Origin of the sequence: Nostoc sp. (assembly GCF_036916575.1) — a bacterium.
Lineage (GTDB): Bacteria > Cyanobacteriota > Cyanobacteriia > Cyanobacteriales > Nostocaceae > Nostoc.
In genome coordinates, this window is the sequence record NZ_JBALGC010000035.1 from 13,996 (window position 1) to 28,011 (window position 14,016).

Sequence of the window (14,016 nt, forward strand, 5' to 3'; positions counted from 1 at the left end):
TTTAATATCGGTACAATTTATCTCCCAAACTTCATCATTCGAGGTTCCATAAAAAGACTTAACGTTAGTATTATGGCCTAAAAAATGCAAAGATTATTTTGAGCTTAATACGAAAATAATGTTTCCAGAAACATCTACACACAGTTCCCAAAGGTATTTAGCATTTTTATTCGATATGCCTTCACCACATTTATATTGAATTCTTGAGTATTCGTAAATATCGCCGAGTCTAATTGTAAAGTAATCTTGTCCAAGCATACGTATTTACTAAATGTAGTAGATTGAGAAACAGCTTAATAGGATATTATTCACCCTTTATACCAATAAACAACGACATTGCAACGCTTGCTTGAGTAAAACTTGATATTCTTCATCCTCAACCCGATAAGCACCAAACCTCTTCAAATGAGGATTCATCATTTGGCCATCAAAAAACACAAATTTCCTCTGGCGCAATCTTTCCACCAACTTGACCATCGCCACCTTAGAGCCTTCAGGAATCCGGTAAAACATCGACTCACCAATAAAAGCGCCGCCAATAACAATCCCTAAAATCCCCCCAGCTAATTCATCACCCTGCCAAGTTTCAAAACTATAAGCATAACCCTTCTGGTAAAGTAGCCAGTAAATCTTTTGCAATTCCGGTGAAATCCAAGTTGTTTCGCGGTTAGCACACCCAGCCACCACAGCTTGGAAGTCCCGATTAATCGCCACACTAAAACGCTGTTGATTGATGACACGCTGCAAAGACTTGGGGTAGCGAAACCGCTCATCCAAAGGAATAAAAGTCCGATCGCGACTTCCGTACCAATTCAGGCGATCGCACTCATCTGCCATGAGAAAATAGCCTTGTGCATAGCCTTCAACAATAGCGGCGATATCATATTGCATAAATAAATATAAAAAAACACTCTTAGAAACGCAATTTGATGCTAATAGTCATTCTCTGCATTCCACCGAAGTTATCATGCCAACGGCAAAAGCCGCCGCTCATACTTCTCTGTGCATTTCCCTCTGCGTCCCTCTGCATTTAAGATAAAAAAATGACTCAACCAATTCCACCCATCACCCTACCACCGCCTGAAAATCCGCTGCTCGAAGGTGAATGGTTACGAGAGCGTTTACAGCGGTGGCTGGATACAGAATTTATCCCCGAAGCAGTCAACCAAAATATTGCCCAACGAGCCGCACAGATTTTTGTGCGTCAACGGATGGAAGGAGAAAACGACCTTGGTTCTCTGGTAATTGCCATTGTCACAGAGATGCAGTCGTATGATTTTTCCAATAGCTTCTATGGAGAGTTTGCGATCGCCAACGCCGTCAGCGATCTACTCTTAGAGAGTCTGGGAATTGATAAATGTTGTGGTCAATAATTTTTGTCCTTTGTCATTTGTCCTTTGTGCTTTGCAAATGACTAAGCGCAAAGTCGAGCCAGTCCGTTGGTGGGGTTCCCCCACTTAAAGGAACTGGCGTTGAGCGGAGGTTTCCGACGCTGGCAGACTCGTTGGCGTAGCCTCTCGTAGAGAAGAGGCTGCGCTATCCGTTGGCTAGCAAATACCGTAGGCATCAGAACTTTGTAAGAGATGACTAATGACCAATGACTACCAACTAGACTTAACAACTCCAGGCAAAAGACCTTCATGCGCCCATTCTCGCAGCACGTTTCGAGACAACCCAAAATCGCGGTAAACACCTCTAGAACGACCAGTCAGCCAGCAACGATTGCGGTGGCGGGTGGGCGCACTATTCCGGGGTAGCTGTTGAATCTTCCGCTGGATTTCCAGCTTATCCAGGGGAGATTCTGCACTTCTGAACTCATCCAGAAGAGCTTCCCGCTTGTCAGCATACTTTTCTATCAACTTGGTGCGCTTTTTCTCGCGCTCAATCAAGCTCTTTTTTGCCATAGATTTTTTAATTTATTTAAAGACACCATTCTCCATTCTACAGTCTCTCCATCAATTCTGGGGTTACTCGTGTCACTTACCCTACAACCATTGGCTTATTCGCAGCAGGGCACAAATCGGCAAGCTCACAAGCGACGCAGACGGGAGAGCGGGCTTTACAAATAGCACGACCGTGATAAATCAGCCGAATTGACCAATTTTCCCAATCATGCTGCGGCAATAAACCCATTAAATCTTGCTCAATCCGAACCGGGTCTTTTGCTTGAGTTAAACCCAAACGTTCGCTGAGGCGCTTGACGTGAGTATCTACTGTCACGCCAACATTAATGCCATAAGCATGAGCCAGAACTACATTTGCTGTCTTCCGCGCCACACCTGGAAGCTTTAACAACTGTTCCATTTGGTTGGGGACAACAGAGTTAAACTCAGTGACAATCATCCGACAGGCGGCTTGAATGTTCTTGGCTTTATTGCGATAAAACCCAGTTGAACGCACCAAACTTTCTAATTCTACCAAGTCAGCGATCGCTAAACTAGCAGCATCAGGGAACCGACTAAATAAAGCTGGTGTTACCTTATTCACACGCTCATCAGTACATTGAGCAGATAGAATCGTTGCCACCAACAATTGCACTGGTGTTGAATAATTCAAAGAGCAAGTAGCATCTGGATAAAGACGCTTCAGACGAGTTAAAATTTCTAGCGCTCGTTGCCTTAAAGGTGAAAGTTTCTCTTTCCTACTCCTCACTCCCTACTCCCCACTCCCTATTTTCAGTTAACGCTCACTGGAACAATCTTTGCACCCATTGCAATTCGCTAGTTAATTGGGTGGTTTCTTTAACTATCAGAAAAATTCCTAACCCTAAGAGTAATACTAAACCGGTTTGCATGACACCTTCTTGAATACGGGCAGGCACAGGTTTACCACGCAAACCTTCAATCAGCAGAAAAGCGAGTTGTCCGCCATCCAAAGCTGGTAAAGGCAAAATGTTGATGATAGCCAAATTAATGCTGATAATTGCGGCAAAAGACAACAGGTTTGCACTATTATCAGCAGCTAATTTTGCACCTATTTTGACAATATTAACTGGACCAGAAACTTGTCCAGCAGTTTGTTGAAAATTGGTAATCAACTGCCCAAAACCGCTGAGTGTCCCAACAAATAATTGTTGAAACCTGTTAGCAGCAATGCCGAAAATTTCAAAAGGACTATTAGGACGTCGATAAACTGCTGTAGCATTTGGGCCAAGTGCCACACCAATTACCCCTTTGCCATCGGCTCCCAGTTTTGGGGTTAATTTCAAGGATTGTTGTTGGTTTTCACGCTGAATTTTCAGTTCGATTTGCTGATTAGGATGAGTCTGAATTTCTTTTGTCAGCAAAGCCGTTGACTTTTCAGAAGCAGGGAGTTCCTGACCGTTCACAACCAGAATAATATCTCCTTCCCGAATTCCTGCTTGGTAGGCAACAGATTCTTGATTAACAGGCTGTACAATGACACCAGCTTGATAGTCTAATTCCTTGGGAATGCCGACAATACCCAATTGCAGAGCCAACACCAAATAGGCAAATATTAAATTTGCGATCACTCCGGCACTGATGACGATCGCCCGGTCTAAAATTGGACGGTTACGCAGCAGATTCGGGTCATTGGGTGGAATATCGCTATCGGGGTCATCATCGGGAAAGCCGACAAAGCCGCCCAAGGGAAAGGCACGGACAGCATATTCGGTTTGTGAACCTTGGTACTTAAAAAGAACTGGGCCAAAACCCAAAGAAAAACGGTTAACCAGAATGCCTTGAGAACGTGCTGCAACAAAATGTCCCAACTCGTGTACCAAAATCAAAACAGCCAAGACTGCGATCGCTGCTAAAACTGACATAGAGTAAATTAGTGAAGATATTAAGCTATAGTTATATCCATTCTAATTGGGCATTGGGGATTGGGCATGGGGCATATTTCATCCCTGGTTCTAACATCTAAAGCTAGTAGGGTGCGTTAGCGACAGCGTAACGCACCATTTTGTCTATATACTCCAAATTGTAAGTTTTGGTCAGATTGGTTTTTCTGCTAAAACAACAACGATAGTATTACCCACACAACATAAGAGGCGATTGGAAGCCAAAACAGCAAATCAACAACATAACGGTATTGGAAGTCTTATCGGCTTTGAAATACGTTCTGGCAAGACTGGTTGCGAAATTTGCGGTACAACTGGCGACTGTTGAACTCTTTGTAAATTTTGCAACTATGGAAAACCCAACTTTTCTCCCTGCTGAAAATAAGGTTGCAGCGCTTCTGGTATCTTCACCGTTCCATCAGGTTGTTGATAATTCTCCAAAATTGCTGCCATAGTCCTTCCCACCGCCAAACCCGAACCATTCAGAGTATGTACGAACTGGGTACCTTTCTTCCCCGCCTCTTTGAAGCGAATATCAGCCCGTCGCGCCTGAAAATCTATAGTATTAGAACAGCTAGAAATTTCGCGGTATTTACCAGAAGAGGGCAACCAAACTTCTAAATCATAAGTTTTGGTAGAGGCAAATCCCAAATCTCCAGTACTTAAATTTACGACTCGGTAAGGCAACTGCAACGCCTGTAAAATTGCTTCTGCATTTCCCACCAATTTCTCCAGTTCATCAAAAGACGTACTGGGTTCGACAAACTTCACCATTTCTACCTTATTAAATTGATGCAGGCGAATTAATCCCCGCATATCGCGCCCATAACTACCAGCTTCGCGGCGAAAACAGGGAGTAAAAGCACAGTGGTAGATAGGCAAGTCTTCAGCAGCGAGAATTTCACCCCGATAGAGATTTGTAACTGGAACCTCTGCCGTGGGAATCAGCCACAAGTCGTCATCAGCGCATTTAAAGCTTTCTTCAGCAAACTTGGGTAACTGACCGGTCGCCGTCAAAGACTCCGTATTCACTAACAGCGGCGGACTGACTTCCACATACCCAGCTTGAGTATGGAGAGTCAGCATAAATTGAATTAATGCTCTCTCCAATGCCGCACCAGCGCCTATCAATGTCACAAAGCGACTTTGGGCAACTTTTACAGCTCGCTCAACATTCAGAATCCCTAGCTTTTCGCCTATTTCCCAGTGAGGGAGAATATTTGGGTTTTGGGGAATATGCTCATCACCCCAGCGGCGCACTTCTACGTTATCTTCCTCATTCTTTCCAAGGGGTGTAGAGTCGCTTGGCAAGTTGGGAAGTGCCAACATAAGTTGAGTAATTTCGGCTTTGAGGTCTTTTTCTTGGGGTTCCAGTTGGCTCAATGTAGCTCTGACAGAGTTACCTTCATCCCGCAAAGCTTGAATTTCTGGGTCTTGAGGATTGATCCCAGATTTAATCTTTTGCCCGACAATTTTACCGATTTCGTTGCTACGAGCTTGGAGTTGACTGCGCGTCCCCTCTAGTTCCCGTTGTTGCCGATCTAACTGTAATATCGGTTCAATGTCGTATTTACCACTACGACTATTTAATCGTTCTTGAACTAATTGCGGATTTTCCCGTATTTGCTTAATATCCAGCACAGATTTTCTTAGTTTCTAGCTTAGAATCTTCCTGTAAATACAGTTAACACATAAGCATCCAGCATATAGTAATTTTGGTTTGCTATAACTGGAAAAACAAAGTTTTTTAGAAAAATCAGTTTTAACCTATTATCTACTCTCCCCGACTCTGCGCTTACATTAAGGTTTGTTGATGCGATTGAGCAACCAAAGTGATGCCACAAGTCCTGCAAAATGCGCTGAAACAGTGTTGGTATTTGCCTGTACTACAAGCATATCTAGACCGCTAATAATCCGGGTGGGGTCAAAAAATTGGGTAGTTATAGCTTGGGGAGATATGGATCTTCCTACCAGCGTCCCAACGATCGCTTGCGCCCCCAAAAGAGTCACTAGCGTTCCCCCTAAATTCACCCACACTCCTAAGCGTAATACTTGTACAGTCTCCCTTTTCCGAGGGCGGTTACTGGGATTGGAGGATTCCAATTGCTTGCCAATTCTAGTGTAACGGTAAGCTAAATAAATACCCCCACCCAAAACAACCAGTCCACAAACTGCTAAAAATACGCCAAAGCCAGTCCCAGGATTATTACTAGGACTGCCAGTTCTTTGATTAAAGAAGGCGAACAGTAGCACAATTATGCTAGAAACAACGCCTAGTACTAGCTGAATCCAGAAGCTAATCCAACCTATAAGGCGAAAACTTTGGGCAATCGCCCTAAGAGTTGAGGAAGATGATGGGGCATCGGGAGTTTGTGACATAGTGAACTAATGTGCTGGGCGCTTGATTAAGGGACACGGGGACGCCGGGATACGAAGACACAGAAAGTTCTTTCCCCTGGTTCCCACGTCTTTTCGTCTTCTTTCTGACTTTTCCCGGTATTTAGAAAACCTCTCTCTTGAAAAGCTTTGATTGCCAAAAGCCGACGCTCAAACTTTTCGATCCTAAATGTCTTTCCTAAGAGGAGAGAGACTTTGAATTTTCTACGCTTAGAGCGTCGGGAAGGAGGTTAGGAGGTTAGGTTTTTCGTGGCCTTTTCCAGATGACGTGAAAATAATGGTCTTCTTTTCCCCCGCCTTTGAGTCTTCTTTGATAAATTTACTATTAGACTTGCCAAATCGGACAAGAGATTTTCAAGTCGAGGAAATCAGAAATGGTTACTGCTTAGATGTGTCCACAGGCGTAGCAGCTTTAACCTAGACATATGCCTTAACTTAAGCTTTTAGAATCTGCATTGGGAAAATCACTGTAAAACAAAGTGTTTCTTAAGTTTTACAGACAAAATTGCATTTTCCCTGTAAAATTTCTTCGATGGCATTTTATTGCTTAAGCAGTTCTAACCAACTCGGCATCACTTAACACCAAGATAGTGACTTCGCCATTGTCTGTTCGCTCCTCACCACAGCGTATCGCGCTTGGGTAGGGGTACGCTATTTTGTGCCCCTAAAACCCGCAAACTCGTCCCACAACTTCACAGGCGTGGGTAATTATTTGGTGTTTACGCTTTGTAAATCTAGTCTAAGTAGCTTTATATACATTGCTTGCTTAAATGTAGCACTGTATACTGACTACAAGGATTGTAGACCTTACCCTAAGGCATTTTTTTAGCCATTCACTAACCATGAAACTTGAGGATATATATCAATTCTTTGAGAATCCTCCGCCAACTTACCTTTGTCAGGAACTTGCAGTTTGTTACATACTGTCTGTTTTGTTACAAGGTGAATCCTACGGAACCGAGTTAATTGAGCAATTAGAAACTGAATATCCCACTTATAGGCTTTCGGATACCGTACTTTATAGTGCAATCAAATTTCTGGAAGACGAAAGGGCAATCACTGGATATTGGAAGAAACTCGAAGGACGGGGACGCCCGAGGCGGATGTACCAAGTTTCTTCAGAATGGCAAGTTCAAGCGCAGGATTTAGCTTTTCTTTGGCAAGACTACATCAACGGGAGGACAAAGTAACGAATAATTGATAATGAATAAGTTTCTTGGAGTCAAACAATAACAATTAGTTATGGATACTGCTATTCTGCCATCTACGTTCCTGCTAACCTTGTTGTTATCGGTTGGGCTGTTTTTCTTTATTCGTGCCTCGACTAAAGACCGCACAGAAACAGTAAAACTGGTATCTGAGCAAGACGAAGCTGCTTTAATGTCTCAATTAAAAGAATATTTTTGCTCGCGGTCTTACCGAGTGGCAGCGGTAGACCGAGAACAAAACCAGGTGACTTTTGAAGGTAATGTTCGCCCCAGCTGGTTCTTAGCTATATTTCTAACTTTACTGGCAGCTACTGGGATTGTTTGTCTATCACTAGTTGTATCCCTGCTTTTTCCTAGCCTCAGTACCCTTGTTCTGGCTATGGTACTGCTGTCGCCTTTAAGTGGTCTATTTTATTGGAAAAAATCTGGAAGACTTGAGAAGATATCACTCAAAGTAGAAACAACTCAGAGCGAACAAACCTCCTCAAGTAAAATCACTGTAGTTGCCCATCGAGATGAGCTCAGTGAGTTACAGAGGACTCTACAGCTCAAGGCTGGTGAATAATTGTTGGTTTTTGTGACCATCTTTTAACTATGATATGCGGATTTCTCACCTAACCTACTCTTTAGGCAATAAAAAGTAGTCAGGAGGAAATCAAGACTGCTGCTTTGTCAGTTTTCCCCACGACACAAGTCGTGGGGAAAAAATTTAAATTTATTAACTTAAATTTGTTGACAGAGCTTGGTTAACCATCTACGGCATAAGAGCGCAACTTCACTAGCGCTTTTGGACGCGCTTGGCTCTATACCCACTCCCTTCTGCATCATCAAAATAGTATCAACCCATGCAACCTAGCGTGGTTTGAGACAAGTTTACTTTCCAACTACCTGGACTAGCCTTAAAAACCAAATCAGCTCCAAACTAAAAAAAAATTAAATTTTGCATAAACTTAGCAATTTTGCTAGTTAATTGATAGTCAGGAGCCACATTCAATGCGTAAGATGACCATTTCTGGTTCACCGACTAGCTAAAGCAAGAGGTTCTTGACCTGGCGAAGGTTCTAACACCCTCAAGCTGGGAAACAAGAAATGGTTTTCCTCTACGTATTGAGCACCAAACAGCCCCTTTTCTGCCCAGAAATAACGGTCTGTGGTGTGTTCGTTTCGCTTTACGAGTAGCAACGCCGGTGGCAAAATACCTTCAGCTTGAATGAATCTTCTCGCTGCTGTCACAGGTTTTTCTTCGCCACTTTCGATGCTATATTGAGGCACATGTTCCAGAATCCGCCGTCCTTCCTGACGACGACGACTTTTCCTTTTGCGTCTCCTTGCCAACCTATTGTCCTCCTCTTTCAAGCTATAGATTGTAGTGATAGCTACAAAATCCGTCGTCATTATATAAGTTCTAGTTCAAAATATCAATAGTTTTTTACCTTTTAATGCAAGAAAATTAATATCTTTGGAGATAAATAAACAAACGCAGCTAAAAATATAATCCCTTGTACAAACCATGACTAAGAAGATTTTAGTTAAGCTTTATTAAATGAGTGAGGTAAAAACTCAGTATCCTCTCTTAATCATGCCTTAAAATCTGTAATCTTGAGCAAGAGCTAAAAAATGTTAATGTCTGCCAGTTCCGATTTTCTGGCTCTGTGTCGAGAGCAAATAGCGTTGCTAACCCAAGGGCTGGGAGCAACTTTAAGTATTGTGTACCTAACACAAGAATTGGTAGAGACTCCATCAGGTGAGGCCAAACTGATTCCTGTGGTAATTTACCCGGAAACAGCATTATTACCGCCAGGGGAGGAGACTGCTGAAGCGACAGTAAACAAACAACTTCAAGTTGGAAATGTGTTTGTATTACCCAATCATCAGACAAGGTTGTTGACAGCAGGGTCAGAATCTCCAACCTCGTCACGGGAGTCTGAGATACCAGATGCGTCTCAACCCCATTTAAAAGAGGAATACCTACTTAGTGAGAACCAAACTGTTTTACCTCTGGTTTATGAGGGTGTGATGATGGGGTTACTGGTGACAGGTAGGGAAGACCGCGCATGGAATGAGCATGAGCAAAGTCAGATTCAACGGATAGCCCAAACATTGGCGATCGCTTGTATTTTAGATCAGCGGCGGGCATGGTTTGAGCAGCAGTTGCGTGAGCAACAAATTCTCCAAGAAAAACAGCGGGATTTACTGGACAACCTATTGCATCAGTTTCGCAACCCTTTAACGGCGTTGCGGACTTTTGGCAAACTGCTATTGAAGCGACTACGACCAGCAGACACCAACCGGGATGTGGCAAATAGTATTGTGCGGGAAAGTGATCGTCTCCAAGAATTGCTGCAACAATTTGATCAAGTAATTGATTTGACAGAGGCAGATTTAGCACCACTACATCTAGCAGAAAATGAAGCATTGCTAGAAGCAACTATTCAAAAATCTGCTAAACCACCGTTATTATTGCCGGGAACGGGTGATAAAACAGTTGACTGTTCGCTAACAGATATATTAGAACCATTATTAATATCAGCTAAAGCAATTGCCCAAGAGCGAAAGCTAAAACTAATAACTAAAATTCAACAAAATTTACCCTTAGTACGTGTTAACGTCAAAGCATTACGAGAGGTGTTAACTAACATCTTCGATAATGCATTGAAATACACTCCTACTGGTGGCAAAATTTTGATTCAGGCGGGGCAACAAAAAGCTAATTTTCAGGGAATTGTCATCAGTGACAATGGACCTGGCATTCCACCCCAGGATTTAGAGCATCTTGGAGAACGGCATTATCGCGGTGTACAAGCGCAAACAGAAATCCCCGGTACAGGTTTGGGGTTAGCGATCGCTAAACAATTAATAGAGCAAATGCAGGGCGAAATCGAGATTTTCAGCCCTGCAATCAACTCTAAGCTAACTTCATCCGATACGCCGGGGACTACGTTTATTATTTGGTTACCGGAAGTTGAGAATTAGTTATTAGTTATTAGTCAGTAGAGACGCGATTAATCGCGTCTGTACAATGGTAATTAGTTATTAACAAAGGACAAATTACTTTTGACTATTTGAGCCAGACTAGTAAATTCTGATTGATCGTCATTTGTAAATCGGTATTTGGGTCAATGGCGATTAAGTCAACACTCTTCTTACCGAAGAACAGACCAACCAACGCACCGATACCAGCGCCACCCAAGACTTCTTCTGTGGCAATGGCGCGATCGCCTGTGACAGCTGATATCGCAGTTGCTGCACCTGCGCCCAATACAGTATTCTTGATAATTGAACCAGTACTAATACCCTTCTTGACGGTTTCAGTTTTGCTAATCACTTCAGAAGTAGCGTTAAGCTGATACTCCTGACCATTGGTCAAAACCAGTTTCTCGGCAACGAATTGAGAACCGCCTGTAGCAGGTTTGAGTTGACCAATAACTTGACTACCAGCAGGAATCACTACAGATCCCTCTTGCGTAACCACGTTTTGGGATACAGTCAATGTCAAAGGCGCTGTTTCAGGGAGCATCCCACTTTGATGAGTTTATCTTGCAAACGATAAGTCACTTGCCCACAAACAAAACCTGCCGACTTAGGCTCAACATAAGTCCGCGTTGGCGGATTTTGTTTATCTAACTGCGATTTCCAATCGCCAGATATTTTTTCTAGAGTGGAATGCTTACTTAAAAACTCTGAGTCTGCAACAATATCGTGAGTTCCCTTAACACTTACTTTTGAACTATTGATGTAGATATTATAATCATAAATAACATTGTTATTTTTATTATTGCCATTGTTAATATCCTTGCCAGGAAAAGCATAGAGAATGTTCCTTAAAATTCTGACATCCGATGATGCACGGGCAAATATTTGTCCACTTTTAATTTCTGGACTCTGATTATTTAAAACAGCTGTGTTATTGACAATATCAACATGATCACTTAAAAATGTATGAATACCCGAACCACCATTATTAAATGTCAGATTGTTTTGAATTAAAGTCCGTCCTATATATGCATCCAATTTTGAGTTATTCTCATTATTTCTGGTAGTATCGATAATAATGCCATTACCATCTGTGATCTGTCCCACCGCAATCCAAGGGATGTACATGCGATTGTTATATACCTTGTTGTTGGTTACAAACATCTTGTATCCCCGGTTGGTGTCAGAATTCCAATTGCTCCCGATCGAAATGCCACTGCAACCATAAACACCATACCAGGCATTATTGAACACAATATTGTTATCCACTTTCACATAATCAGCCTGCCCTGCTCCGATACCTACTCCTCCACAGTCATGCACTTTGTTGTTCAGAATACGGATATGATGAACATGACCATTAACTTGTCCGTCAATGTTTATGCAGTTTCCGCTTGTAAGTGGATTTAATCTGTTACTCTTCTGACTTAATGCATAATCAAGGGTTATATTGGCATTGTTTCCTATAACCTCCAGCCCGTTGATCTCGATATATGAAGCTCCACTTGAAATCAGGATACCGTTCCATGTATTATGCTGAATTTTTGGGAAATGCCCAGGATATGCTTTATACCTAATCCATGCATTTGCAGTTCCAGAACGTTTAATATTTACTACACTCTGAGCTTTGGATAAATTTGTGTATACTCCGTTCATAATCAATACTTGATCGCCAGGGTTGGTAAGGTCTGCTGCCTTTTGAATTGTCTTAAAGGCGGATGAAGTAGAGAGTCCACTATTTTTGTCGTTTCCCTTACCACTAACATAATATGTTTTCGGAGTCGCCTGAGTGCTGATTAGTTCGTGGTTGGCTAGGATGATTTCCTTGTTAATGGATACCTGATGAACGTTATCAACTAAAGATACTTTTATCTTTTCTTCCTGAGCCAAAAGACTTAACGCTACAGTAATTGCAAGATATGTGCTTAAACCAAAACCTTGAATTACCACAAGAAAAGGCTCCTTTATCGCTACTACTTAACAAAAATATTAGGGTATTCCCTAATTTGGAATACTCTTTTAAATAGAGAATATAATAGAGCTGACTTTCTTAGCTCCTCCCATAGCGCAATTAAATAAGTATTCCAATAAATATCGATGCTGAGAAGACGATATAGAGGTAGAAGAGTTTCTGTTAAATAAAATTTTTGTGGTTAAAAATAAAGGCGATCGCACACTATAGTTGAAGTAGCGATCGCCGATCAGCGGTAATTAAAGTCACGACTTGAATTGAGTTACGACATAGGGCGAGTTAATTGCTGGGGCTTGAGACGATATAGGGCGAGTTAATTGCTGAGGCTTGATTAGAGCTAACTAATGCTTGGTAGATAAAAGCTGCTACCTGGGCACGAGTAGCAGTTGCGGTTGGATTCAGGGACTTCACATTCGGATAGTTCACCACAATTTGCTTTTTAGTTGCTGCTGCGATCGGGCTACGGGCATAGCTAGCAATGTTAGAGGCATCGTTGAAATATTGCAGAGTGCTTTCGGTATTGCCGCTGGGACTATATTCCAGACCGTTAGCCAGGGAAACCAAAACCTGCTGGCGGGGAATACCTTGATTAGGCTCAAAGCGATTTTCGGGATAACCTGATAAGAAACCAATGCTATAAGCTTGCCCAATTGCACTGGATGCCCAATAGTTGCTGGGCACATCAGTAAAATTGATTGCCTGCCGTTGCTGTGGATTTTGGAAAGCTTTGTTGACCATAGCCGCAAATTGAGCGCGTGTCACCGGTTCTTCAGGGCGGAAGCTACCATCAGGAAATCCGGCAATTACACCTTGTTGAGATAATTGTTGAATAAATTTTGCTGCCCAATAGTTAGATGAAACATCAGAAAAAGTAGTAGATAGCGGGGAGCATCCTACTTTGATGAGTTTGCCTTGCAAACGATAAGTCATTTGCTCACAAACAAAACCTACCGACTTAGGCTCTACATAAGTCCGCGTTGACGGATTTTGTTTATCTAACCGTGATTTCCAATCGTTAGATATTTTTTCTAGAGTGGGATGCTTACTTAAAAACTCTGAGTCTGCAACAATATCGTCAGCACCCTTAACACTTATCTTAGAACTATTGATGTAGATATTATTATCATAAATAACGTTTTGATTTCTATTATTACTATTAATAACTTTGTCAGGAGAAGCATAGAGCACGTTACTGGAAATTCTGACATCAGATGACATATTAGCAAAGATTTGTCCATCATTAATTTCCGGACTCTGATTATTTAAAACAGCTGTGTTATTGACAATATCAACATGCTCACTTAAAAATGCATGAATACCTGATCCACCATTATTAAATGTAAAATTGTTTTTAACTAAAGTACGTCCTGTATATGCTCCCAATGTTGAGTTCTGATCATTTCTTGAACTATCGATAATAATGCCATTACCGTCTGTAATCTTTCCGACTGCAATCCAAGGGATGTACATGCGATTGTTGTAGGTCTTGTTGTTGGTCACAAACATCTTGTATCCCCGGTTAGTGTCAGAATTCCAATTGCTCAACATCGAAATACCACTAGCACCATAAACGCTGTACCAGGCATTATTAAACACCACGTTATTATCTACTGTCACATAGTCGGATTGAATCGCTGCAATGCCTACTCCTCCACAGTCAT

General features: G+C 42.0%; 14 protein-coding genes and 2 pseudogenes. 5 read left to right on the top strand and 11 right to left on the bottom strand.

Going from position 1 to position 14,016, the window contains the following annotated elements:
• Positions 1–315: 315 nt before the first annotated feature.
• Positions 316–891, bottom strand: coding sequence for a leucyl/phenylalanyl-tRNA--protein transferase (aat, locus tag V7L29_RS08840; protein ID WP_334735197.1), 576 nt, complete (start codon positions 889–891; stop codon positions 316–318).
• Positions 892–1,043: 152 nt separating this feature from the next.
• On the opposite strand from aat, the gene V7L29_RS08845 reads away from it, so the two are divergent.
• Positions 1,044–1,373, top strand: a complete 330-nt coding sequence (locus tag V7L29_RS08845; protein ID WP_012410384.1) for a hypothetical protein — start codon at positions 1,044–1,046, stop codon at positions 1,371–1,373.
• A 41-nt stretch (positions 1,374–1,414) separates the two neighbouring features.
• Here V7L29_RS08845 and V7L29_RS08850 read toward each other — a convergent pair whose 3' ends face one another.
• From V7L29_RS08850 to V7L29_RS08875, 6 genes are all read right to left on the bottom strand, one after another.
• The gene (locus V7L29_RS08850; protein ID WP_334735198.1) at positions 1,415–1,567 is read right to left on the bottom strand and encodes a hypothetical protein; all 153 of its coding nucleotides are present in this window, start codon (positions 1,565–1,567) and stop codon (positions 1,415–1,417) included.
• A gap of 34 nt (positions 1,568–1,601) precedes the next feature.
• Positions 1,602–1,904 carry a 30S ribosomal protein S14 gene (rpsN, locus tag V7L29_RS08855; RefSeq protein WP_334689764.1) on the bottom strand — a complete coding sequence of 101 codons (303 nt, stop codon included), beginning with the start codon at positions 1,902–1,904 and terminating at the stop codon, positions 1,602–1,604.
• 76 nt (positions 1,905–1,980) lie between these two features.
• Positions 1,981–2,652: an endonuclease III gene (nth, locus tag V7L29_RS08860; protein ID WP_334735199.1), complete on the bottom strand. Its 672-nt coding sequence runs from the start codon at positions 2,650–2,652 to the stop codon at positions 1,981–1,983.
• Positions 2,653–2,686: 34 nt separating this feature from the next.
• Entirely contained in the window at positions 2,687–3,787 is a 1,101-nt protein-coding gene (gene rseP / locus V7L29_RS08865) for an RIP metalloprotease RseP (protein WP_334735200.1), read from the bottom strand.
• A gap of 366 nt (positions 3,788–4,153) precedes the next feature.
• Positions 4,154–5,446, bottom strand: a complete 1,293-nt coding sequence (gene serS, locus V7L29_RS08870; RefSeq protein ID WP_334689761.1) for a serine--tRNA ligase — start codon at positions 5,444–5,446, stop codon at positions 4,154–4,156.
• Positions 5,447–5,605: 159 nt separating this feature from the next.
• Positions 5,606–6,184 carry a DUF3611 family protein gene (locus V7L29_RS08875; RefSeq protein WP_334689760.1) on the bottom strand — a complete coding sequence of 193 codons (579 nt, stop codon included), beginning with the start codon at positions 6,182–6,184 and terminating at the stop codon, positions 5,606–5,608.
• A 295-nt stretch (positions 6,185–6,479) separates the two neighbouring features.
• Here V7L29_RS08875 and V7L29_RS08880 point away from each other — a divergent pair, with 295 nt between their 5' ends.
• From V7L29_RS08880 to V7L29_RS08890, 3 genes are all read left to right on the top strand, one after another.
• Positions 6,480–6,623, top strand: a complete 144-nt coding sequence (locus tag V7L29_RS08880) for a hypothetical protein (RefSeq protein WP_334735201.1) — start codon at positions 6,480–6,482, stop codon at positions 6,621–6,623.
• A 421-nt stretch (positions 6,624–7,044) separates the two neighbouring features.
• The gene (locus V7L29_RS08885; protein WP_334689759.1) at positions 7,045–7,392 is read left to right on the top strand and encodes a PadR family transcriptional regulator; all 348 of its coding nucleotides are present in this window, start codon (positions 7,045–7,047) and stop codon (positions 7,390–7,392) included.
• A gap of 52 nt (positions 7,393–7,444) precedes the next feature.
• On the top strand, positions 7,445–7,975 hold the full coding sequence (locus V7L29_RS08890) for a cofactor assembly of complex C subunit B (protein WP_334735202.1): 531 nt from the start codon (positions 7,445–7,447) through the stop codon (positions 7,973–7,975).
• Positions 7,976–8,427: 452 nt separating this feature from the next.
• On the opposite strand, the gene V7L29_RS08895 is transcribed toward V7L29_RS08890, so the two are convergent.
• Positions 8,428–8,745, bottom strand: a complete 318-nt coding sequence (locus V7L29_RS08895) for a DUF3155 domain-containing protein (protein WP_041566316.1) — start codon at positions 8,743–8,745, stop codon at positions 8,428–8,430.
• 282 nt (positions 8,746–9,027) lie between these two features.
• Here V7L29_RS08895 and V7L29_RS08900 point away from each other — a divergent pair, with 282 nt between their 5' ends.
• Positions 9,028–10,383 carry a GAF domain-containing sensor histidine kinase gene (locus tag V7L29_RS08900; RefSeq protein WP_334735203.1) on the top strand — a complete coding sequence of 452 codons (1,356 nt, stop codon included), beginning with the start codon at positions 9,028–9,030 and terminating at the stop codon, positions 10,381–10,383.
• Between the two features lie 85 nt (positions 10,384–10,468).
• Here V7L29_RS08900 and V7L29_RS08905 read toward each other — a convergent pair.
• From V7L29_RS08905 to V7L29_RS08915, 3 genes and pseudogenes are all read right to left on the bottom strand, one after another.
• Positions 10,469–10,918 (bottom strand): annotated as a pseudogene (locus V7L29_RS08905) (S-layer homology domain-containing protein); the annotation flags it as partial.
• Complete coding sequence (locus V7L29_RS08910; protein ID WP_334689756.1) at positions 10,903–12,333, bottom strand: right-handed parallel beta-helix repeat-containing protein; 1,431 nt, start codon at positions 12,331–12,333, stop codon at positions 10,903–10,905. The pseudogene V7L29_RS08905 and the gene V7L29_RS08910, both read right to left, overlap by 16 nt.
• 316 nt (positions 12,334–12,649) lie before the next feature.
• Positions 12,650–13,285 (bottom strand): annotated as a pseudogene (locus V7L29_RS08915) (S-layer homology domain-containing protein); the annotation flags it as partial.
• Positions 13,286–14,016: the final 731 nt, after the last annotated feature.

Coding starts and splice junctions, on each gene's coding strand:
- aat (WP_334735197.1), bottom strand. CDS start 891: ATGCAATATGATATCGCCGCTATTGTTGAAGGCTATGCACAAGGCTAT.
- V7L29_RS08845 (WP_012410384.1), top strand. CDS start 1,044: ATGACTCAACCAATTCCACCCATCACCCTACCACCGCCTGAAAATCCG.
- V7L29_RS08850 (WP_334735198.1), bottom strand. CDS start 1,567: ATGCCTACGGTATTTGCTAGCCAACGGATAGCGCAGCCTCTTCTCTAC.
- rpsN (WP_334689764.1), bottom strand. CDS start 1,904: ATGGCAAAAAAGAGCTTGATTGAGCGCGAGAAAAAGCGCACCAAGTTG.
- rseP (WP_334735200.1), bottom strand. CDS start 3,787: ATGTCAGTTTTAGCAGCGATCGCAGTCTTGGCTGTTTTGATTTTGGTA.
- V7L29_RS08875 (WP_334689760.1), bottom strand. CDS start 6,184: ATGTCACAAACTCCCGATGCCCCATCATCTTCCTCAACTCTTAGGGCG.
- V7L29_RS08880 (WP_334735201.1), top strand. CDS start 6,480: ATGGTCTTCTTTTCCCCCGCCTTTGAGTCTTCTTTGATAAATTTACTA.
- V7L29_RS08885 (WP_334689759.1), top strand. CDS start 7,045: ATGAAACTTGAGGATATATATCAATTCTTTGAGAATCCTCCGCCAACT.
- V7L29_RS08890 (WP_334735202.1), top strand. CDS start 7,445: ATGGATACTGCTATTCTGCCATCTACGTTCCTGCTAACCTTGTTGTTA.
- V7L29_RS08900 (WP_334735203.1), top strand. CDS start 9,028: ATGTTAATGTCTGCCAGTTCCGATTTTCTGGCTCTGTGTCGAGAGCAA.